This is a genomic window from Tropicimonas sp. IMCC34043 (assembly GCF_003390845.1).
Lineage (GTDB): Bacteria > Pseudomonadota > Alphaproteobacteria > Rhodobacterales > Rhodobacteraceae > Tropicimonas.
Genome location: NZ_QMEK01000001.1, coordinates 131,494 through 153,032, shown reverse-complemented (window position 1 = coordinate 153,032; position 21,539 = coordinate 131,494). Strand labels below are relative to the sequence as shown.

General features: G+C 67.0%; 19 protein-coding genes, 3 tRNA genes and 2 pseudogenes. 15 read left to right on the top strand and 9 right to left on the bottom strand.

Features of this window, described 5'->3' with window-relative positions:
- Positions 1–22 precede the first annotated feature (22 nt).
- Positions 23–994, bottom strand: a complete 972-nt coding sequence (speB, locus tag DQG17_RS00685) for an agmatinase (RefSeq protein WP_116130843.1) — start codon at positions 992–994, stop codon at positions 23–25.
- 104 nt (positions 995–1,098) lie between these two features.
- Between speB and DQG17_RS00680 the strand changes: the two genes are divergently transcribed.
- The gene (locus DQG17_RS00680) at positions 1,099–1,947 is read left to right on the top strand and encodes a helix-turn-helix transcriptional regulator (RefSeq protein WP_116130842.1); all 849 of its coding nucleotides are present in this window, start codon (positions 1,099–1,101) and stop codon (positions 1,945–1,947) included.
- A gap of 183 nt (positions 1,948–2,130) precedes the next feature.
- Here the strand turns inward: DQG17_RS00680 and DQG17_RS00675 are convergent.
- The 5 genes from DQG17_RS00675 to DQG17_RS00655 form a co-directional block, all read right to left on the bottom strand.
- Positions 2,131–2,207, bottom strand: a tRNA-Asp gene (locus tag DQG17_RS00675).
- Positions 2,208–2,279: 72 nt separating this feature from the next.
- A tRNA-Asp gene (locus DQG17_RS00670) sits at positions 2,280–2,356 on the bottom strand.
- Positions 2,357–2,639: 283 nt separating this feature from the next.
- Positions 2,640–2,715 (bottom strand) — tRNA-Val (locus DQG17_RS00665).
- A gap of 296 nt (positions 2,716–3,011) precedes the next feature.
- On the bottom strand, positions 3,012–3,737 hold the full coding sequence (locus DQG17_RS00660; RefSeq protein WP_116130841.1) for a LuxR family transcriptional regulator: 726 nt from the start codon (positions 3,735–3,737) through the stop codon (positions 3,012–3,014).
- Between the two features lie 88 nt (positions 3,738–3,825).
- Entirely contained in the window at positions 3,826–4,389 is a 564-nt protein-coding gene (locus tag DQG17_RS00655; protein WP_116130840.1) for a histidine phosphatase family protein, read from the bottom strand.
- Positions 4,390–4,707: 318 nt separating this feature from the next.
- Here DQG17_RS00655 and DQG17_RS00650 point away from each other — a divergent pair, with 318 nt between their 5' ends.
- A complete protein-coding gene (locus DQG17_RS00650) occupies positions 4,708–5,781 on the top strand; it encodes a YeeE/YedE family protein (protein ID WP_116130839.1) in 1,074 nt (357 codons plus the stop codon).
- A gap of 147 nt (positions 5,782–5,928) precedes the next feature.
- Here DQG17_RS00650 and DQG17_RS00645 read toward each other — a convergent pair whose 3' ends face one another.
- From DQG17_RS00645 to DQG17_RS21545, 3 genes are all read right to left on the bottom strand, one after another.
- Positions 5,929–7,032: a PHB depolymerase family esterase gene (locus DQG17_RS00645; RefSeq protein ID WP_116130838.1), complete on the bottom strand. Its 1,104-nt coding sequence runs from the start codon at positions 7,030–7,032 to the stop codon at positions 5,929–5,931.
- 29 nt (positions 7,033–7,061) lie between these two features.
- The gene (locus DQG17_RS00640; protein ID WP_116130837.1) at positions 7,062–7,478 is read right to left on the bottom strand and encodes a CopG family transcriptional regulator; all 417 of its coding nucleotides are present in this window, start codon (positions 7,476–7,478) and stop codon (positions 7,062–7,064) included.
- A gap of 83 nt (positions 7,479–7,561) precedes the next feature.
- Entirely contained in the window at positions 7,562–7,708 is a 147-nt protein-coding gene (locus DQG17_RS21545) for a hypothetical protein (protein ID WP_157973470.1), read from the bottom strand.
- 125 nt (positions 7,709–7,833) lie between these two features.
- Between DQG17_RS21545 and DQG17_RS00635 the strand changes: the two are divergent.
- The 13 genes and pseudogenes from DQG17_RS00635 to DQG17_RS22110 form a co-directional block, all read left to right on the top strand.
- A pseudogene (locus DQG17_RS00635) lies at positions 7,834–7,935 on the top strand (transposase); the annotation flags it as partial.
- Positions 7,934–8,155: pseudogene (locus DQG17_RS00630) on the top strand (transposase); the annotation flags it as partial. The pseudogenes DQG17_RS00635 and DQG17_RS00630, both read left to right, overlap by 2 nt.
- 63 nt (positions 8,156–8,218) lie before the next feature.
- Complete coding sequence (locus DQG17_RS00625; protein ID WP_116130835.1) at positions 8,219–8,374, top strand: integrase core domain-containing protein; 156 nt, start codon at positions 8,219–8,221, stop codon at positions 8,372–8,374.
- A gap of 217 nt (positions 8,375–8,591) precedes the next feature.
- The gene (locus tag DQG17_RS00620) at positions 8,592–9,176 is read left to right on the top strand and encodes an ANTAR domain-containing response regulator (protein WP_116132509.1); all 585 of its coding nucleotides are present in this window, start codon (positions 8,592–8,594) and stop codon (positions 9,174–9,176) included.
- Positions 9,173–10,351, top strand: coding sequence for an ABC transporter substrate-binding protein (locus DQG17_RS00615; RefSeq protein WP_116130834.1), 1,179 nt, complete (start codon positions 9,173–9,175; stop codon positions 10,349–10,351). The genes DQG17_RS00620 and DQG17_RS00615 overlap by 4 nt, the downstream gene beginning before the upstream one ends.
- 262 nt (positions 10,352–10,613) lie before the next feature.
- The gene (locus tag DQG17_RS00610) at positions 10,614–11,981 is read left to right on the top strand and encodes a CmpA/NrtA family ABC transporter substrate-binding protein (protein ID WP_116130833.1); all 1,368 of its coding nucleotides are present in this window, start codon (positions 10,614–10,616) and stop codon (positions 11,979–11,981) included.
- Between the two features lie 68 nt (positions 11,982–12,049).
- On the top strand, positions 12,050–13,126 hold the full coding sequence (locus DQG17_RS00605; RefSeq protein ID WP_116130832.1) for an ABC transporter permease: 1,077 nt from the start codon (positions 12,050–12,052) through the stop codon (positions 13,124–13,126).
- Positions 13,127–13,170: 44 nt separating this feature from the next.
- Positions 13,171–14,841 (top strand): ABC transporter ATP-binding protein, encoded by a 1,671-nt coding sequence (locus DQG17_RS00600; RefSeq protein WP_116130831.1) that lies wholly within the window; start codon positions 13,171–13,173, stop codon positions 14,839–14,841.
- A 5-nt stretch (positions 14,842–14,846) separates the two neighbouring features.
- The gene (locus tag DQG17_RS00595) at positions 14,847–15,764 is read left to right on the top strand and encodes a GAF domain-containing protein (protein WP_116130830.1); all 918 of its coding nucleotides are present in this window, start codon (positions 14,847–14,849) and stop codon (positions 15,762–15,764) included.
- Between the two features lie 10 nt (positions 15,765–15,774).
- On the top strand, positions 15,775–18,204 hold the full coding sequence (gene nirB / locus DQG17_RS00590) for a nitrite reductase large subunit NirB (RefSeq protein ID WP_116130829.1): 2,430 nt from the start codon (positions 15,775–15,777) through the stop codon (positions 18,202–18,204).
- Positions 18,201–18,533 carry a nitrite reductase small subunit NirD gene (nirD, locus tag DQG17_RS00585; RefSeq protein WP_116130828.1) on the top strand — a complete coding sequence of 111 codons (333 nt, stop codon included), beginning with the start codon at positions 18,201–18,203 and terminating at the stop codon, positions 18,531–18,533. The genes nirB and nirD overlap by 4 nt, the downstream gene beginning before the upstream one ends.
- Positions 18,530–21,130: a nitrate reductase gene (locus DQG17_RS00580; RefSeq protein WP_116130827.1), complete on the top strand. Its 2,601-nt coding sequence runs from the start codon at positions 18,530–18,532 to the stop codon at positions 21,128–21,130. The genes nirD and DQG17_RS00580 overlap by 4 nt, the downstream gene beginning before the upstream one ends.
- A complete protein-coding gene (locus DQG17_RS22110) occupies positions 21,048–21,467 on the top strand; it encodes a thermonuclease family protein (RefSeq protein WP_116130826.1) in 420 nt (139 codons plus the stop codon). The genes DQG17_RS00580 and DQG17_RS22110 overlap by 83 nt, the downstream gene beginning before the upstream one ends.
- Positions 21,468–21,539 lie beyond the last annotated feature (72 nt).

Sequence of the window (21,539 nt, the reverse complement as noted above, 5' to 3'; positions counted from 1 at the left end):
TCCCAAGGTCACGCAGCCCGCCTCAGCCCCTGGCCTTGCGGGCAGCGGCGTGCAGGCACAGCAGGTCGCTTGCAATCGTCGCAGCCGCCAGCGCGGTGATGTCCGCCACGTCATAGGCAGGCGCCACCTCGACCACGTCCATGCCGACGACATCGACGCCGACGATCTGGCGCAACGTCTCCTGCGCCTGAAAGGGCGTCAGACCGCCGATCACAGGCGTGCCGGTGCCGGGCGCCGAGGCGGGTTCCAGCGCGTCGATGTCGAAGGTGACATAGGTCGGGTTGTCGCCAACGATGGCCTTGACCTTGGCGGCCACCGCCTCGGGGCCGGTGCGGTGCATCTCGATCGCGTCGATGATGTTGAACCCCAGCGTATCGGGGTTGTGGGTGCGGATACCGACCTGCACCGAGCGTTCCGGCACCACCAGACCGTCCTGAACCGCGTGCCACAGCATGGTGCCATGGTCGATCCGGTCGGGTTCGTCGGCCCAGGTGTCGGTGTGGGCGTCGAACTGGATCAGGCTCAGGGGACCATGCTTTTCGGCATGCGCCTTCAGCAGCGGATAGGTGACGAAGTGATCGCCGCCGATCGACAGCAGCGCGGCGCCGCTCGCCAGCACCTTGCGGGCCTCGTTCGCGATCTCGTCCGGCACGCCGGCAGGGCGGCCATAGTCGAACCGGCAGTCGCCATAATCAACGACCGAAAGCGTGGTGTAGGGGTCTTCCGTCCAGGGCCAGGGGGCCGACCAGGCGATATGGGCCGAGGCCGCGCGCACCGCCCGCGGCCCGTGCCGTGTGCCCGACCGGCTGGAGACCGCCAGATCGAAGGGCACACCCATGATCGCCACGTCGACGCCGGTCAGGTCGCGGGTATAGCGGCGGCGCATGAAGCTGAGCGCACCGGCATAGCTCGCCTCGGATATGGTGCCGCGGGTCTCTTCGCGGGTGAAGGCGAGATCGCCTGCGGCGGGGTTGACGCTTGAATCCGTTGCCATGTTGGGGTCCTTCGAGGTCTTCTTGTCGGTTTGCAGAATTGACCAAGGGCCCTGATGCGGTAAATTCCGCCGAAGACATATACCGACGGATATAGGACCAGCCGATGAACGCCGACCCCGGGGCCAAGGACGTTTCCGCAGCGGCTGTATCCGAGACGGCCCTTGGCGGGCATCCGCTGTTGCAGCCCTTTCCCACGGGCTGGGACAGTGTGATCGCGGGGCTTGTCGAGACTGTCGGCAGCGATCAGTTTCCCGCCGCGCTGCACCACGCGGCCGCCTGCTGCTGTCCGTTCGATTCGCTGGTCGTCACGCTCTATCCCGGCAGCGCGCCGCCGCGGTCGCTGTTTCACACCCTCGACCGGCTGCAGGCGGCGGTCGCGGTCGATTTCTATGCCAGCGGCCCCTATCTGCTCGATCCGCTTTTCCTCGCCTGCCGCAACCGCACGGCGCCCGGGGTCTATTCGGTGCTCGACCTCGCGCCCGAGGCCTTCGTGCGGTCGGAATATTACCGGACGTTTTTCCGCAAGAACCACATCGTCGATGAACTGGGGTTGCTGATCCCGGACGGGGCCGAACGCTGGATCGTGGTGTCGCTGGCCCGCGACCTGACCAAGCCACGGTTCGACGGGGCCGAGATCGCGCGGGTCGGCGCGGTCTTTGCGACCGTTGCGGCGGCCGTGCGCCGCCAGTGGGGGACCGGTGAGACGGGCGAGACCGGGCTGCTCGACCTCAGGATGGAGAGCTTTGCCGCCGACCGGCTGAGCCCGCGGGAACGCGAGATCGTCCTGCTGGTGCTGCAGGGCCATTCGACGCCGTCGGCGGCTGCCCTGCTCGGGATCTCGGAAGGAACGGTCAAGGTGCACCGCCACCATGCCTATGCAAAGCTCGGGATTGCCTCGCAGGCCGAGCTTTTTTCGCTGGCCATGCGCCACCTCGCCGCGTCGCCGTCCTGAGAACGGCCCGGCGCCATGGTGCTGCAGCGGAGACCTCCCCTCGCCCCTTGATGCCAAGGGCATCGAGAGGCCTTGGGACCGGACGCGCCTGCGGCGCGTGGATGGCCGGAACGGGCGCGCGCGACGGGTCGGCGCAATCCGCCGTCAGCGTCAGATCCGAGAGGGAGAATAAACAGGAAAAGGTGGCGCGGTTGACGGGACTCGAACCCGCGACCCCCGGCGTGACAGGCCGGTACTCTAACCAACTGAGCTACAACCGCGCAGGGCCCTTTCGGGCCGAAATGTATCCCGCCAGGGCGGGGATGCCCGTCTTCGGGGCTGTCGTGCAGCGATGGCGCGGTTGACGGGACTCGAACCCGCGACCCCCGGCGTGACAGGCCGGTACTCTAACCAACTGAGCTACAACCGCCCGCTGCGAACCGCAGATGCAGGGGCATCGCGCGGCGTGAGCGGCGTTCTAGGCTGACGGGCGACTGCCGTCAAGCAGGCTTTTGGCGGAATGCGGCACGGATGCCCTTTCGCGCCGGCACGTGCCCACGGCGGCGTTCCGAGCCCGAGATCGGCAACATCGGGCAGGATGCGCGGGGTCGTGTGTCGAAGCGTGACTCGGGCTGCCGCGACCGAAAAATTCCGTCTGGATCGCCACGCTTGGCGGCACGCCGGCGCGTGAAACGGCCAGGATCATTCAGGAATGGTGGGTGATGAGAGGCTCGAACTCCCGACATCCTCGGTGTAAACGAGGCGCTCTACCAACTGAGCTAATCACCCGCGCCGTGCCTGATACCTCAGGCATATGCGTCAAGGCAAGAGCCGGCGCCGGACTGTCCCCGATTGGACTGTCAAAGCGTCCGGGCGGCGGGTCATCCCCATGAACCCACCGCCCTTCGCGTGTCGCCCGCGCTCAGAAACCGGCCAAGGGCCGGAGCCTACGTCCCGCTGCCACCGCGGCCGACGCCCACCACGCTTCAAGCCCGCGACCGAAACCTCGCGCGACGCTCGATCTTTTACTCAATTGGGATTTTATCGGTCAACATTAAATCTCGTGACCTTACGTAACATCGAGATCAGGCGGCGGTCTGGACCAGCCCCGCGCCAAAGCCCTTGATGGCCGCCGTCGTTCTGTCGTTCACTTCAAGCTTGCGAAAGATCCGCCGCACATGCGTGTCGACGGTATGGATGGAGATCCCCAGGATCTCGGCGATCACGCCGTTCGACTTGCCGCGAGCGATCCATTCCAGCACCTCGCATTCGCGCGCGCTCAGCCGAAGCCGGGCGGCCTCGGCATCGCCCGCGACCAGCCGGCAATAGGCCAGATGGGCGCTCTGGGCGATGATCTGCAATTCGCGGATTTCCTGCTCTCCGAGGCGCGGCGCGTCCTTGCCGAAGCCGAGGTTCACGGTCCCCAACCGGCGGTTCGGACCGAACACCTGAATCACCAGTCCGTCGCTGTCGAGCATCGCCATCATGGTTCGGACAAGTTCCTTCTCGAGCTCGGACATCCGCGCCACCTGCACCGAATCCGACCACCAGAACGGTTCGGTGGTACGCAATGCGTGTTCGATCAGCGGGCTGTCGCGATAGATCTCGCGGCCGAAGTAGAAGTCGACGAAGGCGGCGGGAAACCCATCATAGACGATCTCCGGCGCGGTTTCGGTGTCGGGGTCCTCCTGCATGTGGCGATAGCTGACCATGCTGGCACCGCGCAGCCGAAAGACCTCGAGCATCAGGCGCCACAGGCCCGGTGCGTCGTCGATACATTGCATCCGATCGAGGAAATCGTTCAGGGTCATCGTCCACTCACTCAGACTGCACTACGGCGAAAGCGTTAACACTACAGCAAAAGGTTAACACTATTTACCGTTGCACCGGTCGTGGATTTTACGCCTCGCAGTCAAGTGCCATGTGTTGCCCTTCGCCGACATGCCAGACGCAGCCCTGGCGATCCTCGAGTCCCGCCATCGACTCGAGATCCATGCCAAGCAGGATGCCGCGCAGAACCTGCGAGGTCACCCCGTGTGTCACGACGATTGCAGGACCCGGCCGCTCGGCCGCAAAGGCGCCAAGGCGGTCCGCCAATTGTTCAAAGCTCTCGCCGCCCGGGGCCCTGAATTTCCATCGGAACGGGTGCGGATCGTCCAGCGCCTCGGGCCAGTTGGCCGCAATCTCGTCCCGGGTCAGGCCCTGCCAGTGCCCCATGGCGACCTCGGCCAGCCGAGGATCGGGCTGCGGCGCGACACCGGGCAGCGCCAGCCGCGCAGTCTGCATGGCCCGCCCCAGCGGACTGACCAGCAACGGAAGCTGCCCCAGCCCTGCGGCGCGCAGGATCGCGCCCTGGTCCCTGGCCTGCTGACGCCCGCGCGCTGTCAGCGGCGAATCGAGCCCGCCCTGCATGCGGCCGGCCACATTCCATTCGGTCTCGCCATGGCGAAGGATCAGCAGCATCGGGGCCTTCCGGCGGCGGTGGGTGTCAGTCGCCACCCGACCGGATGGGACGGCAGGATGTTGCCCGGATCCGCCCCGGACCGCCGGCCATGGCCGGCACCTGCCGTCCGGTTCTAGCGCGCCCGGGCCGCGAGGCCAATGCGGCCCGGCGGACGACCGAAGACAGGCGGCAGGGATGGCGGTTTGCGGGCTCTTGCGGCGCCTTTGGGCCTCGCCTGGCGGTTTCTGACCCCGCCGCGGCTGATCTGGATCAAGGCTTAGGATGTTGATCTGTGGCATTTCAGGGGCACTTTCGTACGGAATGCGCGCAGGGGACACATGGACATTCTTTCGATTGTGGAACGCATCGGTGAACAGCCGACAGCCGCGCTGTTCGGGCTGATCACCGGCGTATTGTTCGGAGTTGCGGCGCAGCGATCGGCCTTTTGCCTGCGCGCCGCGACGGTTGAATTCGCCCGCGGCGCGCTGGGGCCGCGGATGTCGATCTGGCTGCTCACATTCTCGACCGCCATGGTCTGGGTGCAGGCCGCACAGCTTCTCGGACTGATGCGGGCCGAGGACGCCCGGATGATGGCGGTGCCGGGCACCTGGTCTGGGGCGGTGATCGGCGGGCTGATATTCGGCGTCGGGATGGTGCTGGCGCGCGGCTGTTCCGGGCGGCTTCTGGTGCTGGCAGCAACGGGCAACCTGCGCTCGGTGGTGTCGGGCCTCGTTTTTGCCGTGGTGGCACAGATGAGCCTCGAGGGCTGGCTTGCGCCGCTGCGCAACAGGATCTCGGGGCTGTGGGTTACGCCGGGCGGGCGCAACGTCGATCTTCTGGCCGCCACCGGCCTGCCTGCATACGGCGGGCTGGCGCTGGGTCTTGCGCTGGCGGTTCTGGCGATCGTTCTGGCACGGCGCAATGCGCTGGGGCTCACGCGGCTTTTCATGGCCTCCGGCGTCGGCTTTGCGGTTGCGGTTGGCTGGGTGCTGACCTTCGGGCTCAGTCAGGTCGCCTTTGATCCGGTCCAGATCGAAAGCGCCACCTTCACCGGCCCCTCGGCGCATACGCTGATGTTCTTCCTGGTTCCTGACAGCGTGCTGGAATTCGATATCGGCCTGGTGCCGGGCGTCTTCCTTGGCGCCTTCTTTGCGGCCTTCTTCACCGGCGAGCTGAAACTTCAGGGCTTCGACGGTCCGGCCGTGATGCAGAGGTCCATGATCGGGGCCGCGCTGATGGGGTTCGGCGGCATGCTGGCGGGTGGCTGTGCGATCGGCGCCGGCGTGACCGGCAGTTCGATCTTTGCCGCGACCGCCTGGCTTGCGCTGACCTGCATGTGGATCGGCGCGGTTGCGACAGACGTGCTCGTCGACCAGAAGCGCGGCAATCGCAGCGCGGCTGCCACCGCCTGAGACCGGTCCCGGCCAGCTGGCCGGTTGTTTGATCCCACGGTTTGCGGTTGCGGTCCTTTCCGCCGCCCCCATCCCCTTGAGTTTGCGAACCCTGGTCCCGGGCCCCAACGGCGCTGACAGCGCCGTCGGGGAAAATCCCGGGCCGGGTCATTTGCCCCCGTCGTCAAGCTCCAGAAAGAAGCGGATCATCTCGGCGCTGGCATCGGGGCCCTTCGGATCGGTGTAGGAACCGGCGGGCCGGCCACCGGACCATGCGTGGGCCAGGCCATCGACCTCCCAATGCTCGACGCTCGTGCGCCCGTCCGGGCGCGAGGTGATCCGCCGCTCGAACGCACGGCCCGCCATCGCACCGCGTTCCGTCGTCTGGATCTGTGCGTCCCCCTCGGACGACAGCGCATCGCGTGCGATGAACTCGCCGTTCGTGGGGTGCACCGTGGCATCTGCAGTGCCGTGAAAGACGATGGTGGGCACATGGCGCATGGAGCGCGGTCGTTGCGCGGCCTGCCTCGGGTTGCCGCCCATCGCTGAGAAGGCCGAGGCCACATCGCTGGCCGAGGCATAGGGAAGGCCGGAATGAACCCCTACCCCGGCATAGAGATCGGGATAGCTCTGCCCGAGGATCACGGCCATCGCGCCGCCCGCCGACAGGCCGGCGACAAAGGCTCGGCCTGAAGGGATCCGGTAGCTTGCAATGACCTCGCGGGTGAGACCCGCAATGATCGCAGGCTCGCCGCGGTCGCGGACCTGATCGCCCGGGCCGAACCAGTTCCAGCAGGATTGCGCATTCGCGCCGCGCGCCTGCGCGGGATAGACCACGATGACCCCGTGCGCATCGGCCAGGGCGTTCATGCCCGTGCCTGCGGCAAAGTCCTCGGGCGTCTGGGTGCAGCCATGCAGCATCACGACCAATGCCGTCGCGCCGTCCTTTGCCGATTCCGGAACATAGAGCCGATAGTCTCGGCTGCCTGCGTCGCAGGCAAAGCTGTGCCGTGTGAAGTTGACATCTGCGGGCGTGGCGTCGGCGACCGGCGCGATCCGCCCCAAGCCCTGCGGGGACAAGGCACCCTGCAATGCAGAGGCCAAAGCCTCGCCCAGGCCAGATGCGCCGGCAGCCCCGGGGGACACGCCGATATTGCCGGCAAGGCCGTGACGGGCCAGCGTTTCCTGCACCAGACGTGCGGCAGCTTCGCGGTGATCGGGACGCGCGTGCGCCGCCGGCCGGCGACTGGCGCCGGTGAAGAAATGGGTCATGCATGTGATCCTTCAGGGAAGGCCGTCGCCTAGAGAATGCGATCAGCCAGAGCTTTCTTGATTTCCGTGCTGGCCTGAAGCGCGCCAAGGACGGTGATGGACCCGATCGTGGCGCGTGCCAGTTCCGGTGTCACGTCCGACGCGATTCGGGCCAGTCCCACGACCTTGACGTGCAAGATCTCGCCCGCCTCGCGCAGCGCCTCGAGGGTGGCCTTGTCATAGTCGCGCAGCCCGAGCTCCATCGTGTGCCGTTCGATGGACCGGGTCACCACCTCATCGTGCCCGCTCAGCTGCGTACGAATGGCTGTTCGGATGAAATCCGAACGGTTCGAATAGAACCCCTCCTGCACCAGAAGGTCGATCCGGCCCAGATCGACATAGCCAAGATTGATCGTGATCTTCTCGGACTCGGGCACCTTCTGGCCCAGTTTGACAACATTTGGCATCGCTTTCTCCATCCACATGGATGTTATATGGATGCCTTACGGATGTTTGCAAGTGAAATCCCGAAGACCGGGCCAATCGGACTTCAGTCATCGCCCACGAGGCCGGCAGACAAGGTCTCATAGGCGTGGCGCGGCCGCCCGGGATGCGCCGGCATCGAGCGCGCCACGAAGGGCATGTTCGTCCCGCGGCGCGGCGCCACCGGTTCGAGCCCGCCGCGAACGGCGCGCATCGTCTGGGCCCGGTCGCCTACCGACCAATCTAGCAACCAACACGGCCACGAAGCGCAGGTTTTGACCTGCGACCCGTTTCTTCCTCCCTCTTGAGGTAGAGTCCGCCCCAGCCAGGAGACGGACCATGAAGCGATCAAGGGTCACGGAAGAGCAGATCATCGGGATGCTGAAGGAGCAGGAGGCGGGCGCGGCGACGGTCGATGTCTGCCGCAAGCACGGGGTCAGCCCCCGGAAAGCCCATGCAGAACGGCTTCGTCGAGAGGTTCAACGGCCGCTTCCGGGACGAGTTCCTCAACGAGACGCTGTTCTCGTCGCTGACCGAAGCCCGCGAGCAGATCCGGGCATGGCAGCACGACGACAACCACCACCGACCACACTCAGGCATCGGGAACATTTCGCCGGTCGAGTTCGTGGCGAGGAAAGGGCTGGCGATGCGCGCCGCCTAGCATCAGAAATGAGCCCGCGGACTCTACGTCAATACGGACCAGAGTCGGGTCTCAGGTCAGCACATGCCGTCTCGACTGTTCTCGTCGCTGACCGAAGCCCGCGAGCAGATCCGGGCATGGCAGCACGACGACAACCACCGCCGACCACACTCAGGCATCGGGAACATTCCGCCGGTCGAGTTCGTGGCAAAGAGAGGGCTGGCGATGCGCGCCGCCTAGCATCAGAAATGAGCCCGCGGACGCTACTTCAATACGGACGAGAGTCGGGTCTAAGGTCAGCACATGCCGTCTCGACTGTTCGCAGGGTCGCGCCCAGAAATCAGGCATCGGCACTGCGAATGGCTGTTTCGATGGCCGGTTACGGTGAGTCGCGCCGTCAGCGGTGTTTTTGGCTGGCAATTGGTCTCGGCTCCGGACATCTGGACACTCGATGGCCATGGTCCAGCCCCTCTCCGTCGTCGTCGTCGAGTCCGATCCGGATCGGGCGCGGTTTATTGTCGATGCCTTGGTCGATGGCACCGATTACAAGATCCACGTGGTGGCCGAGCGGGCATCGCTGGCGCGCCAGATCGCGCAGATCCGGCCGGATCTGGTGCTGGTGGACGTGGCGGACCCCTCGCGCGACATCATCGAGGAATTGACACTGGCCAGTGGCCCTCTGGAACGCCCCGTCGCCCTGTTCGTCGACCGCAGCGACGCCGGCTTGTCGACTGCGGCGATCGAGGCGGGCCTGTCGGCCTACGTCGTCGACGGCCTGACCTCGTCACGGGTCAAGCCGGTGATGGAAGCCGCAATCGCACGGTTCCACCTGATGCAGCGCATGCGCACCGAATTGGCCGAGACCAAGCGCGCGCTCGAGGAGCGCAAAGTCATCGACCGGGCCAAGGGTCTTCTGATGCGCGCCCGAGGGATCACCGAGGACGAGGCCTACTCCCTGCTGCGCAAGGCCGCCATGGATCAAAACAAACGGCTGGCCGAGGTCGCCGCAGCGCTTGTCACTGCGGCCAGTTTGCTGGGATGAGGGCGACGACACTGGACATCGGGTTCGTCCCGCTGATCGACGCGGCCCCCCTGATCGCCGCGCAGGAGATGGGCTTCGCCGCCGAGGAAGGCCTCTCGCTGACGCTGCGCCGGGCACCGTCCTGGGCCAGTGCGCGCGATGCACTGACTTTCGGGCAGGTGGACGCCGCGCACATGCTGGCCCCGATCCCGGTGTCCATGGCCTTGGGGCTGGGCGGCGGCGGCGCGGGCCTCGAGGCGATCTCGGTCCTGTCGGTCAACGGCACCGTAGTGGGGGTCAGCACCGATCTCGCCGCCCGCATGCGCGCGGCGGGCCACCCCTTCGACTTCGCCGACGCCACCGCCGCCGGTCGCGCCCTGATCGCGGCCGGGGAGGGGCCGCTCCGGATCGGGGTGCCGTTCCCCTTTTCGATGCATGCCGAACTCGTCTTCTACTGGTTGTCGTCGCTGGGGCATCCTAGTCCGCAAAGCCTGATCGTGCGCACCGTTCCGCCGTCGCTCATGGCCGACGCAATCCGCGCCGGTGAGATCGACGCCTTCTGCGTGGGCGAACCCTGGGGGTCGAAGGTGGTCGAGAGCGGCATGGGCCAGCTTCTGCTGCCCGGCGCGGCGGTCTGGGCCTTCGCGCCGGAGAAGGTGCTGGCGACGCGCAGCGGCTGGGCCGCCTCCGAGCCTGAGCTCTCGGGCCGGTTGATACGCGCGGTCTGGCGCGCGGGCCGGTGGCTGGACGATGCCGGCGAGCGCTCGCTGGCCTCCGAGCTTCTGGCGCGGCGGGAGTACCTGGATGTCTCGCCCGAACTGATCGAACGCGCGATGTCGGGGCAGCTCGCGATCTCGCCGATGGGCGAGACGCGGAGGGTCCACCGGTTCATCGGCTTTCACGACGGCGCAGTCAGCCTTCCGTGGCGCAGCCAGGCGGCCTGGATCGGCGGGCAGATCGCGGCGCGCATGGGGCTGGATCGCGACCGCGCAATGCGTGACGCGGCGGCGGTCTTTCGCAGCGACCTGCACCGGGCCGCGTTGGCGTCGACGGGGAGCGATCTGCCGGCGGCCTCAGTCCGAATCGAGGGTGCCCTGACCGCGGATACGCGCGCGCCCTCCAGCCGCGGAGGCGAGATAAAACTGTGCCGCGATGTTTTCTTCGACGGCCGCCGGTTCGATTCGGGATTCTCATGATGCCCAGGATACGGGCAGTGCGCCCAAATCACGCTGCAATGCGGCGCAACCGCACCGTTTGAAGCGGAAATCGCTTCCCTTACGACACCCGCTGTCACATGTTTCAGAGGTCGGCAGGCAACGGGGCCCGCCACGACCGAACACCCGAACGACCGGGGAGATGAGCAAAGCCGCTCGACCCTTCGCCAACCAGGCGAAGTGCGTCAGCGGCTTTTTTCGTGTTTCGCCGGCCCCGAAGCCGGCCCTTACTGGGGACGACACCATGAAACAGATCCTGATCGGCCTCGCGGCCAGCACCTTTCTTGCCGGCCCCGTCGCGGCGCAGATGCTGGAGCTCGAGAAGAGCGAGCTGACCTTGGGCTTCATCAAGTTGACCGACATGGCGCCGCTCGCGGTCGCCTACGAGCAGGGCTACTTCCTCGACGAAGGGCTCTTCGTCACCCTCGAAGCACAGGCCAACTGGAAGGTGCTGCTGGACGGCGTCATCGACGGCACGCTCGACGGCGCCCACATGCTCGCCGGTCAGCCGCTCGCCGCCACCATCGGTTACGGCACCGAGGCGCATATCGTCACGCCCTTCTCCATGGACCTGAACGGCAACGGCATCACCGTGTCGAACGAGGTGTGGGAGATGATGAAGCCGAGCATCCCCGAGAACGCCGACGGCATGCCGCAGCACCCGATCTCGGCCGCGGCCCTGGTGCCGGCGGTCAGAGAGTTCAACAAGAACGGCGAAGCCTTTAAGATGGGCATGGTCTTTCCCGTCTCGACCCACAATTACGAGCTTCGCTACTGGCTGGCCGCGGGCGGGCTGAACCCCGGCTTCTATGCAAACGGCGACGCCACCGGCCAGATCGACGCCGACGTGCTCTTGTCGGTCACGCCGCCGCCGCAGATGCCCTCGACCCTCGAGGCGGGCACCATCCACGGCTATTGCGTGGGCGAACCCTGGAACCAGCAGGCGGTCTTCAAGGGGATCGGGGTGCCGGTCATCACCGACTACGAGATTTGGAAGAACAACCCCGAGAAGGTCTTTGGCATCACCGCCGCCTTCGCCGAAGAAAACCCCAACACCACGCTGGCGCTGACCAAGGCTCTGATCCGGGCGGCGATCTGGCTCGATGAGAACGACAACGCCAACCGCGAAGAGGCGGTCTCGATCCTGTCGCGTTCCGCATATGTCGGCGCCGATGAAGAGGTCATCGCCGCCTCGATGACCGGCACCTTCGAATACGAGGAAGGCGACGTGCGCGAGGTCCCCGATTTCAACGTCTTCTTCCGCTACAACGCCACCTATCCCTACTATTCGGACGCAATCTGGTATCTGACCCAGATGCGCCGCTGGGGGCAGATCCCGGAGTCCAAGGACGACCAGTGGTATTTCAACACCGCCAAGAGCGTCTATCGCCCCGACATCTATCTGCAGGCCGCGCGAATGCTGGTCGACGAGGGTCTCGCCCCAGAGGACGGCTTTCCCTGGGAGACGGACGGCTTCAAGGCCCCGACCCCTGCGGGCGATATCATCGACGGCATCCCCTACGATGGACGCCGCCCGGGGGCCTACCTCGAGAGCCTGCCGATCGGCCTGAAGACCGGCCAGACCGTCGACGGATCGGGCGTGCAAGGTTGATCCCCGCGCCCCGGCCGCGCGCGCCGGGGCCTCTTCCTCTCCCCCTCATTCGCCCCCCGGAGCCTGCCATGACCGCCGTTGATCCGAACACTCTCGATGCCAATCACCGCGAAGCCCGCCGCGCCGTCTGGTTCACGCGCATCAACAAGGCCGACGCCTGGTTCAGCGTGCTGGGCCTGTCCTTCGTCACGCCTCTGTTGCGCGCCATCGCGGGCGACAATCCCCGCGCACAGGCGCGGGAGATCTGGCGCCTTCTGGGCGTGCCGCTCGTTGCGATCGCCGCCTTCCTGACGCTCTGGGCCGTTCTCGCGCCGCAAGTGCAGACGTCGCTGGGGGCGGTTCCCGGTCCGGCGCAGGTCTGGACCGAGGCGCGCGGCCTGCACGCCGACGCCGTGCGCACCGGGGAAAACCGCGCGCGGTTTCAGGAACAGGTCGCCGCGCTCAACGAACGCCGGATCGCGAAGGGGCAGGCACCGACCGAGCCCGCCTATACCGGAGCGCCGTCCTTCTACCAGCAGATCCGCACTTCCATTGGAACTGTGTTCTTCGGCTTTCTAGTCGCCACCGCTGTCGCGGTACCCCTTGGCATCCTGGCGGGCCTGTCGCCCACCGCGAATGCGGCGCTGAACCCAATCATCCAGATTTTCAAGCCCGTGAGCCCTCTCGCCTGGCTGCCCATCGTCACAATGATCGTCTCGGCGGTCTATGTGACGAACGACGGACTCTTCGCCAAGTCGTTCCTTGTGTCTGCGATCACCGTGACCCTCTGCTCGCTCTGGCCGACGCTGATCAACACTGCGCTGGGGGTCGCCTCCATCGACAAGGACCTGATCAATGTCTCCAAGGTCTTGAAGATGAACACCTGGACCAAGATCACCAAGCTGGTGCTGCCCTCTGCCCTGCCGCTGATCTTCACCGGGCTGCGCCTGTCGCTTGGCGTGGGCTGGATGGTGCTGATCGCGGCCGAGATGCTGGCGCAGAACCCGGGGCTCGGCAAGTTCGTCTGGGACGAGTTCCAGAACGGCAGCTCCTCAAGCCTCGCGCGGATCATGGTCGCGGTCCTCACCATCGGGATCATCGGCTTTCTGCTGGACCGGCTGATGTTCGCGATCCAGGCGGCCTTCACCTTCACAAACCAGCGGTGATCGGCGCTCGAGTCGCAAGGCCATAGCGCATTCAAGGAGTTACCATGGGTATCCTGACATTCAAAAACGTGTCGAAAAGCCACGGCGAAACGCCGGTGCTGAAAGACATCGACCTTGACGTGGCCGAAGGCGAGTTCCTCGTGCTGCTGGGGTTTTCCGGCACCGGCAAGACGACCCTGATCAACCTCATGGCGGGGCTCGAGAGCCCCACTTCCGGCAAGGTCACCTTTCGCGACGAAGCCGTCACCGGCCCCGGTCCCGAGCGTGGCGTAATCTTTCAAAGCTATTCGCTGATGCCCTGGCTGACCGTGTCGGGCAACGTGCGACTGGCCGTCGATACGGTCTTCCCCAGGATGGCGGGCAAGGAAAAGGACGCCAAGGTTGAGCACTACGTGAAGATGGTGGGCCTGTCCCACGCCGCGCGGCGCCGCCCGGCCGAGCTTTCGGGCGGCATGCGCCAGCGCGTCAACGTGGCCCGGGCGCTGGCGATGAACCCCGAGGTCCTGCTGCTGGACGAGCCGCTCTCGGCGCTCGACGCGCTGACCCGCGCCAACCTCGCCGACGAGATCGAGGCGATCTGGAGCCAGGAAAAGCAGACCTGCGTGCTCGTCACCAATGACGTGGACGAGGCAATCGTGCTGGCCGACCGGATCGTCGCGCTGAACCCGAACGGCACGCTCGGCCGCGAGTTCAAGGTGGACATTCCCCGCCCGCGCGAACGCGGCGCCATGAACCACCACGAAGGCTTCAAGCGCCTTCGCGCCGATATCACCGGCTACCTGATGGATGTGGGCATCAAGACCGAGGCGGGCGGCCAGAAAACCCTGCCGAACGTGACCCCGATCCACACGGTGCCCAAGGCCGAAAAGGAAGCGCAGGCCGGTCTGATCGACAAGCGGTTTCTGGACTTCTCGCAGCTCCACAAGGTCTATCCGACGCCCAAGGGACCACTGACGGTGGTCGAGGATTTCGACCTCAAGATGGACCGCGGCGAGTTCATCTCGCTGATCGGCCATTCGGGCTGCGGCAAGTCCACCGTGCTGACGATGGCCGCCGGTCTGAACGAGATCTCGAAGGGCGCTATCAAGCTGGACGGCCGCCACATCATGGGTGCCGACCCCGAGCGCGCCGTGGTGTTCCAGTCGCCGTCGCTCTTTCCGTGGTTGACCGCGCGCGAGAATTGCGCCGTGGGCGTGGACAAGGTCTATCCCCGCGCCAGCCGCGCCGAGCGGCAGGACGTGGTGGAATATTACCTGGAACGGGTGGGCCTGGCCGACGCGATGGACAAGCCCGCCGTCGAGCTCTCCAACGGCATGAAGCAGCGGGTCGGCATCGCCCGTGCCTTTGCGCTCAGCCCCAAGCTGCTGCTGCTGGACGAGCCCTTCGGGATGCTCGACAGCCTCACCCGCTGGGAGCTGCAAGAGGTGCTGATGGAGGTCTGGGACCGCACCAAGGTCACCGCGATCTGCGTCACCCACGACGTTGACGAGGCGATCCTTCTGGCCGACCGCGTGGTGATGATGACAAACGGCCCGCAGGCGACCATCGGCAAGATCGTGGACGTGGACCTGCCGCGCCCGCGGTCGCGCAAGGCGCTGCTCGAACACCCCGACTATTATCTATACCGCGAACAGGTGCTGAATTTCCTTGAGGAATACGAGCACGGCGCACGTCCCGAGACCAAGTCGGCCAACCCGGCCATGGCAGCGGAGTGACGGCGATGGATACGGTTCTGGAAAATGGGCGGACCTTCGTCGAGGTCGCGGAGATCTGGACGCCCGATGGCGACCGGCTGGCTCTGTCCGGCGGCGTCTACGGGGCGCACGCGCGCTTCGCCGAGGCCTCGCGCACGGAAAGTTTTGCCAAGGGCGAAGGTCTGCCCGGCAAGGCCTGGGCCGAGGCGCGGCCGGTGGTCCTGAAGGACTTCGACGGCTCCTATTTCAAGCGCACGGATGCCGCGAAGGAGGCCGGACTGACCTGCGCCGTGGCCATCCCCGTCTTTGCGGGCAAGACGCTGAAGGCGGTTCTGGTCGTCCTGTGCGCCGATGATGCCGAGCGGACCGGCGCGATCGAGGTCTGGGCGGAGGCGGAAGGGATCCTGACGCTGGCCGACGGATATTACGGGGCCGCGAAGCACTTCGAATGGGTCAGCCAGCACACGCAATTCCCGAAAGGCCAGGGCCTGCCCGGCAGCGTCTGGTCGGCGCAGACGCCGATCCTAATGCGCGACCTTGGCTCGGGCTACCGTTTCGTGCGGTCCGAATCCGCGGGTCAGGCCGGTCTGACCACCGGCCTTGGTGTGCCGCTGCAGGTGCCCGGAGGGGCGACCTTCGTCCTGACGCTCCTGTCGGCCAAGGGCACTCCCATCGCCCGCAGATTCGAGATCTGGGACGCGCGCGCCGGTCGCACCGCGAAGCTGATCGACGGCATCTGCGACCGCGACGGTCCCCTCTGGGACCCCGAGAACGCGGGCCGGGAGCGCGAGGCGACCGTCTGGGAAGGCCCTGTCGGCCGCGTACTGGGCACAGGCCTCCCCGTGACCGAGACGGGGGCCGCCGCACGTGGCTACGCGATGATGGTCGCGCTGCCGATCCACAGGGGCGGCGAGCTGTCCCATATCGTCGCCTGGTATTGCTGAGGAGCGGAGCATGGAAAGACTTGTCGTCATAGGCGCTGGCATGGCCTCGGGCCGTCTGCTGGAGCATCTCCTAGAGGCCGATCCGACCGCCTATCGCGTGACCCTCTTCAACGCAGAGCCGCGGGGCAACTACAACCGCATCATGCTCTCTCCGGTGCTGTCGGGCGAGAAGAGCTTTGCGGAGATCGTCACCCACGACGACGACTGGTACGCGGCCCACGGGGTCACCTGCCGCTTCGGCGAGCGGGTCACCGGGATAGACCGCGACCGCAAGGTGGTCATCGGCGAACGGGGCGAGGTGCCCTACGACAGGCTGGTCTTCGGCACCGGCTCGGACCCGTTCATCATCCCCTGTCCCGGCCACGATCTGGACGGCGTCATCGCCTATCGCGACCTGGACGACACCAACCGCATGATCGACACGAGGCCCGGATCGCGGGCCGTGGTCATCGGCGGCGGCCTCTTGGGCCTGGAAGCTGCCGCCGGCCTGCGGATGCGCGGGCTGGAGGTCACAGTGCTGCACCTGGCGGGCCACCTGATGGAACGTCAGCTGGACCCCGCCGCGGGCTACCTCTTGCGCGCCGACCTCGAGCGGCGCGGCATCGCCGTCATGACCCAGGCCTCCACCAGGTGCATCCGGGGCGAGGGCCGCGTCGAGGCGGTGGAACTGGAGGACGGCACCGTCCTGCCGGCGGACCTCGTGGTGATGGCCGTGGGGATCCGCCCCTCCGTCGCGCTGGCCCGGCAGTCCGGGCTGGTGGTGAACAAGGCCATCGCGGTGGACGCGCAGATGCGGACCTCGGACGCGGACATCTTTGCCGTGGGCGAATGTGTGGAGTTCGCGGGTCAGCTCTTCGGGCTCGTCGCGCCGCTCTACGATCAGGCCAAGGTGCTGGCGGCGACGCTCATTGGGCAGAAGGCGGCCTTCGCGCCCAAGCAGCTGTCGACCAAGCTGAAGGTCACGGGGTGCGATCTCTTTAGCGCGGGCGATTTCGGCGACGGGCCGGGGCGCGAGGACATCGTCTTTCGCGATCCCGCCCGAGGCATCTACAAGCGGCTGGTCGTCGAGGACGACACGTTGATCGGCGCGGTGTTGTACGGCGACACGGCGGACGGCAACTGGTTCTTCGGCCTGATCCGCAACGGCACCGACATCTCGGATATGCGCGACACGCTGGTCTTCGGACCGGCCTACCAGGGAGGGACCACAGCGGACCCTTTGGCCGCCGTTGCAGCCTTGCCGGCTGACGCAGAGATCTGCGGCTGCAACGGTGTCTGCAAGGGCCGGATCGTCGAGGCGATCGAGGATGGGGCCACCGATCTGGGCACCGTGCGTGCGCAGACGAAGGCAAGCGCCTCCTGCGGGACCTGCACGGGCCTGGTGGAGCAGGTGCTGGCCGCGACCTTGGGCGATGCGTTCCAGATGCCCACCGCGCAAAAGGTCTGCGACTGCACGGACCTCAGCCACGAGGATGTGCGCCGCCTGATCAAGTCGCGCAGCCTCAAGTCGCAGACGGCGGTCTGGCAGGAACTCGGCTGGCGCACGCCCAACGGCTGCCACGTCTGCCGTCCGGCGGTGAACTTCTATCTGCTGGCCGACTGGCCGCTCGACTATCGCGACGACCCGCAAAGCCGGTTCGTGAACGAACGCAAGCATGCCAACATCCAGAAGGACGGCACCTTTTCCGTCGTGCCGCGCATGTGGGGCGGCATCACCACCGCGGACGAGCTGCGCGCCATCGCGGACGCGGCCGACAAGTACGACGTGCCTACGGTCAAGGTCACTGGGGGCCAGCGCATCGACCTGCTGGGCGTGAAGGGCGAGGACCTGCCCGCCATCTGGGCCGATCTGAACGCGGCAGGCCTTGTCTCGGGGCATGCCTATTCCAAGGGGTTGCGGACCGTGAAGACCTGCGTCGGCACCGACCACTGCCGCTTCGGCACGCAGGACAGCACCGGTCTTGGCATCCGGCTAGAGAAGCGGCTCTGGGGCTCCTGGACGCCGCACAAGGTCAAGCTGGCCGTCTCAGGCTGTCCGCGCAACTGCGCCGAGGCGACCTGCAAGGACGTCGGCATCGTCTGCGTCGACAGCGGCTTCGAGATCGGGGTCGGCGGCGCGGCGGGCATGGACGTCAAGGAGGTCCAGCCGCTGGTCAAAGTCGCGACCGAGGACGAGGCGGTGGAGTGGACCGTCGCTTTCATCCAGCTTTACCGCGAGCACGCCAGATATCTGGACCGGCCCTACAAGTGGCTGGCCAAGGTCGGCCTCGACTGGGTGCAGCAGACGCTTGGCGATGCGCCTGAACGCAAGGCGCTGGTCGACCGTTTCGACCTGAGCCAGACGATCTATCAGACCGACCCCTGGGCGGAGCTGGCGGTGCGCGAAAAGGCGTGCGCCTTCGCCCCAATCGCAAACCTGACGCTGGAGGCCGCAGAATGAGCTGGATCGACATTGGCGCGCTGGAGGATATCCCCCTGCGCGGCGCACGGGTGGTCAAGACCGCAGCCGGCTGCGTCGCCCTGTTCCGCACCGACGCGGAAGAGGTCTTTGCGACCTCGAACAGTTGCGCGCACAAGGGTGGACCTCTCAGCGAGGGCATCGTCCACGGCCGCCGCGTGACCTGCCCGCTGCACAACTGGGTCTGGTCGCTGGAGACCGGCGAGGCGCAGGGCGCCGACGAGGGCCGCATCGCAACCTACCCGGTCCGGGTCGAGGCGGGCCGCATCCTGATCGACGACGCGGCCATCGGCCGCCGGAGCGCCGCGTGAGCGAGGTCCGCTCGACCTGTCCCTACTGTGGGGTCGGCTGCGGCGTGATCCTGTCGCGGGACGGCCAGGGCCTGTCCGTCCGTGGCGACCCCGACCACCCGGCCAACCGGGGACGGCTGTGCTCCAAGGGCTCGGCGCTGGGCCAGACCGTGGGGCACGAGGGGCGGCTGCTGGCCCCGCGCATCGGCGGGCAGGAGGCCGGCTGGGATGCGGCGCTGGATCTCGTGGCGGAGCGGTTCAGGGCGACGATCGACGCACATTCCCCCGACAGCGTGGCCTTCTACGCCAGCGGTCAGATGCTGACCGAAGATTACTACGTCGCCAACAAGTTCATGAAGGGCTTCGTCGGCACCGCGAATATCGACACCAATTCGAGGCTCTGCATGTCATCCACCGTCGCGGGGCACAAGCGCGCCTTCGGTACCGATACGGTACCTGGTACCTACGAGGACTTGGACCAGGCCGATCTGGTGGTTCTTGTCGGCTCTAACCTGGCGTGGTGCCATCCGATCCTGCACCAGCGCATCCTGGCCGCAAAGGCCGCGCGCGGGACGAAGGTCGTCGTCATCGATCCGCGCCGGACCGCGACCTGCGAAGGGGCGGACCTGCACCTGCCGCTGCGCATCGGATCGGACGTGGCGCTGTTCAACGGGCTGCTTGCGGCAATCTGCGATGGCAGCGCGGTTGACGCGGCCTACGTTGGCCGGGTCGACGGCTTCGATGCCACGATCGCGGCCGCACGGGGCGACAGCCTTGCGCCAACGGAGCTCGACCGGGCGCTGATCGACCGCTTCTTTAGCATGTGGCTCGGCACCGAACGGGTCGTCACGGTCTTCAGCCAAGGCGTCAACCAGTCGAGCAGCGGCACCGACAAGGTGAACGCCATCCTCAACTGCCACCTCGCGACGGGCCGCATCGGCAAGCCCGGGATGGGCCCCTTCAGCGTCACCGGCCAGCCAAACGCCATGGGCGGGCGCGAGGTCGGTGGCCTTGCCAATACGCTCGCCTGTCACCTCGATCTCGAGAACGCGACCCACCGCGCGGCGGTGCGAGAATTCTGGCAGGCTCCGCGCATTCCCGACGCGCCCGGTCTGAGGGCGGTCGAGATGTTCAGGGCCGTGGCGGAGGGCCGGATCAAGGCCCTGTGGATCATGCATACGAACCCCGCCGTGACCTTGCCCGAGGCGGACGCCGTGCGGGCCGCAATCGCGGCCTGCGACTTCACCGTCGTCTCGGATATCACGCCAGCGACCGACACGGCGCGGCTGGCCGACGTGCTCTTGCCCGCCAGTGCTTGGGCCGAGAAGGACGGGACGGTCACCAACTCCGACCGCACGATCTCTCGCCAGCGCGCCGTGCTGCCCGCCCCGGGCAATGCCCGGCCCGACTGGTGGCACATCGCGCAGGTCGCGAGGCGCATGGGGTTCGGGGCGGCGTTCGACTACGACAGCCCGGCCGAGATCTTCCGCGAGCACGCGGCCCTGTCCGGGATCGCGGGGACGCTCGGGCGTGACTTCGACATCTCGGGCCTGTCGGACCTGAGCGACACGCACTACGCCGCGCTTTCCCCGACCCGCTGGCCGGTGGCGGCCCGACAAGGCGGGCGCTTCTTTGCGGACGGCAAGTCGTTCCACAAGACCAGCCGCATGCAGATGATCCCGGTGACATGGCGCGGACCGGCCGCGAAACGGGCACCGCGCTTTCCGTTCCGTCTGAACACCGGCCGGGTGCGAGACCATTGGCACACGATGACCCGCACCGGGACCTCTCCGCGCCTGTCGGGCCACATGGCCGAGCCCTTCGTCGAGATCCACCCCCACGATGCCGCCGACCTGGCGATCGGGCCAGATACGCTGGTCGAGCTCTCGTCTCCGACCGGGATCGCGGTCCTGCGGGCGACGCTCACCGAGGCGGTCCAGCGCGGCACGGTCTTTGCGCCAATCCACTGGACGGGCGAGACCGCGCCGACCGGGCGCATCGACGCGCTGGTCGCTGGAGCGACCGACCCGGTCTCGGGCCAGCCTGAAAGCAAGGCCTCCGTCTGCGCCGTGCGTCCCTACGGCGCGGCGTGGTACGGGTTCGCGGTCTCTTCCCGCCCGGTCCGGCCCGCCAGCGACTATTGGGCCGTGGCGCGCAGCGAGAGCGGCTGGCGGCTGGAGCTTGCGGGAAGAGCGACCCCCCGGGATTGGGAAGCCGAGGCCAGGGCGCTGTTCGGCCTGCCCGACGCCGACGTCCAGATGCTGAGCGATCCGGCGCGCGGCCTCGCGCGGCTGGCGTTTCACGAAGGCAGTCGACTGATCGCGGCGTTCTTTGCCGCACCTGGACCCGTGGCGGTCATGCGAGACTACCTGTCGACCTTGCCCGGGGACGACGTGCTGACCGGGCGCGCGCCCGCCGACCGACCCGATCCCGGACCCGTCCTATGCTCGTGCTTCGGCGTCGGCGTGAACACCATCCTCTCCGCGATCGAGACCGGGGGCCTGATGAGCGTCGAGGCGGTCGGCGCGGCCCTGTCTGCCGGTACGAACTGCGGGTCCTGCCGGTCCGAGATCGCCGCACTTCTGGGGGGCGCCCGCGTGTCCGAGGCGGCGGAATGAGCCTTGCCCCCTATGTCCAGATCCTGGCCCGCGGACAGGGCCGGGCAGGGTCAACAACCTGACAAATCCGTCTGGCGAAAGGCTGACGGGCCTCTTGGCCGGCAGGAAGCTGGTCTGTGAGCCCCGCGACCATGACCGCTATGGCAGGGTGGTCGCCGTTTGCTATGCGGCTGGCAAAGACATGGACGCCGAGACGGTCGAACTTGGGGCGGCCTGTGCCTGTCGCCGGTATTCGCTCGACGCCGTGGAGGCCGAGACAAAAGCGGCCAAGGCGGGCCGCGGTGTCTGGCAGGGCGAAGCGATCCCACCCGAAACTTACCGGCATGCGTCGGCGTAGAGTGCACCTGAGGCAGGGCCAGCGGGGTGCAAGAGCAAGGGCAACATCTCCGACTCGGGGAGGATCTACCAC

Bases quoted from the DNA above. Each gene is read 5' to 3' on its own strand.
- DQG17_RS00680 (WP_116130842.1), top strand. From the start codon at position 1,099: ATGAACGCCGACCCCGGGGCCAAGGACGTTTCCGCAGCGGCTGTATCC.
- DQG17_RS00655 (WP_116130840.1), bottom strand. From the start codon at position 4,389: ATGCTGCTGATCCTTCGCCATGGCGAGACCGAATGGAATGTGGCCGGC.
- DQG17_RS00595 (WP_116130830.1), top strand. From the start codon at position 14,847: ATGGATACGGTTCTGGAAAATGGGCGGACCTTCGTCGAGGTCGCGGAG.
- DQG17_RS00620 (WP_116132509.1), top strand. From the start codon at position 8,592: ATGGTCCAGCCCCTCTCCGTCGTCGTCGTCGAGTCCGATCCGGATCGG.
- speB (WP_116130843.1), bottom strand. From the start codon at position 994: ATGGCAACGGATTCAAGCGTCAACCCCGCCGCAGGCGATCTCGCCTTC.
- DQG17_RS21545 (WP_157973470.1), bottom strand. From the start codon at position 7,708: ATGCGCGCCGTTCGCGGCGGGCTCGAACCGGTGGCGCCGCGCCGCGGG.
- DQG17_RS00615 (WP_116130834.1), top strand. From the start codon at position 9,173: ATGAGGGCGACGACACTGGACATCGGGTTCGTCCCGCTGATCGACGCG.
- nirB (WP_116130829.1), top strand. From the start codon at position 15,775: ATGGAAAGACTTGTCGTCATAGGCGCTGGCATGGCCTCGGGCCGTCTG.
- DQG17_RS00645 (WP_116130838.1), bottom strand. From the start codon at position 7,032: ATGACCCATTTCTTCACCGGCGCCAGTCGCCGGCCGGCGGCGCACGCG.
- DQG17_RS00650 (WP_116130839.1), top strand. From the start codon at position 4,708: ATGGACATTCTTTCGATTGTGGAACGCATCGGTGAACAGCCGACAGCC.
- DQG17_RS00625 (WP_116130835.1), top strand. From the start codon at position 8,219: ATGCCGTCTCGACTGTTCTCGTCGCTGACCGAAGCCCGCGAGCAGATC.
- DQG17_RS00660 (WP_116130841.1), bottom strand. From the start codon at position 3,737: ATGACCCTGAACGATTTCCTCGATCGGATGCAATGTATCGACGACGCA.
- DQG17_RS00605 (WP_116130832.1), top strand. From the start codon at position 12,050: ATGACCGCCGTTGATCCGAACACTCTCGATGCCAATCACCGCGAAGCC.
- DQG17_RS00610 (WP_116130833.1), top strand. From the start codon at position 10,614: ATGAAACAGATCCTGATCGGCCTCGCGGCCAGCACCTTTCTTGCCGGC.
- nirD (WP_116130828.1), top strand. From the start codon at position 18,201: ATGAGCTGGATCGACATTGGCGCGCTGGAGGATATCCCCCTGCGCGGC.
- DQG17_RS00640 (WP_116130837.1), bottom strand. From the start codon at position 7,478: ATGCCAAATGTTGTCAAACTGGGCCAGAAGGTGCCCGAGTCCGAGAAG.
- DQG17_RS00600 (WP_116130831.1), top strand. From the start codon at position 13,171: ATGGGTATCCTGACATTCAAAAACGTGTCGAAAAGCCACGGCGAAACG.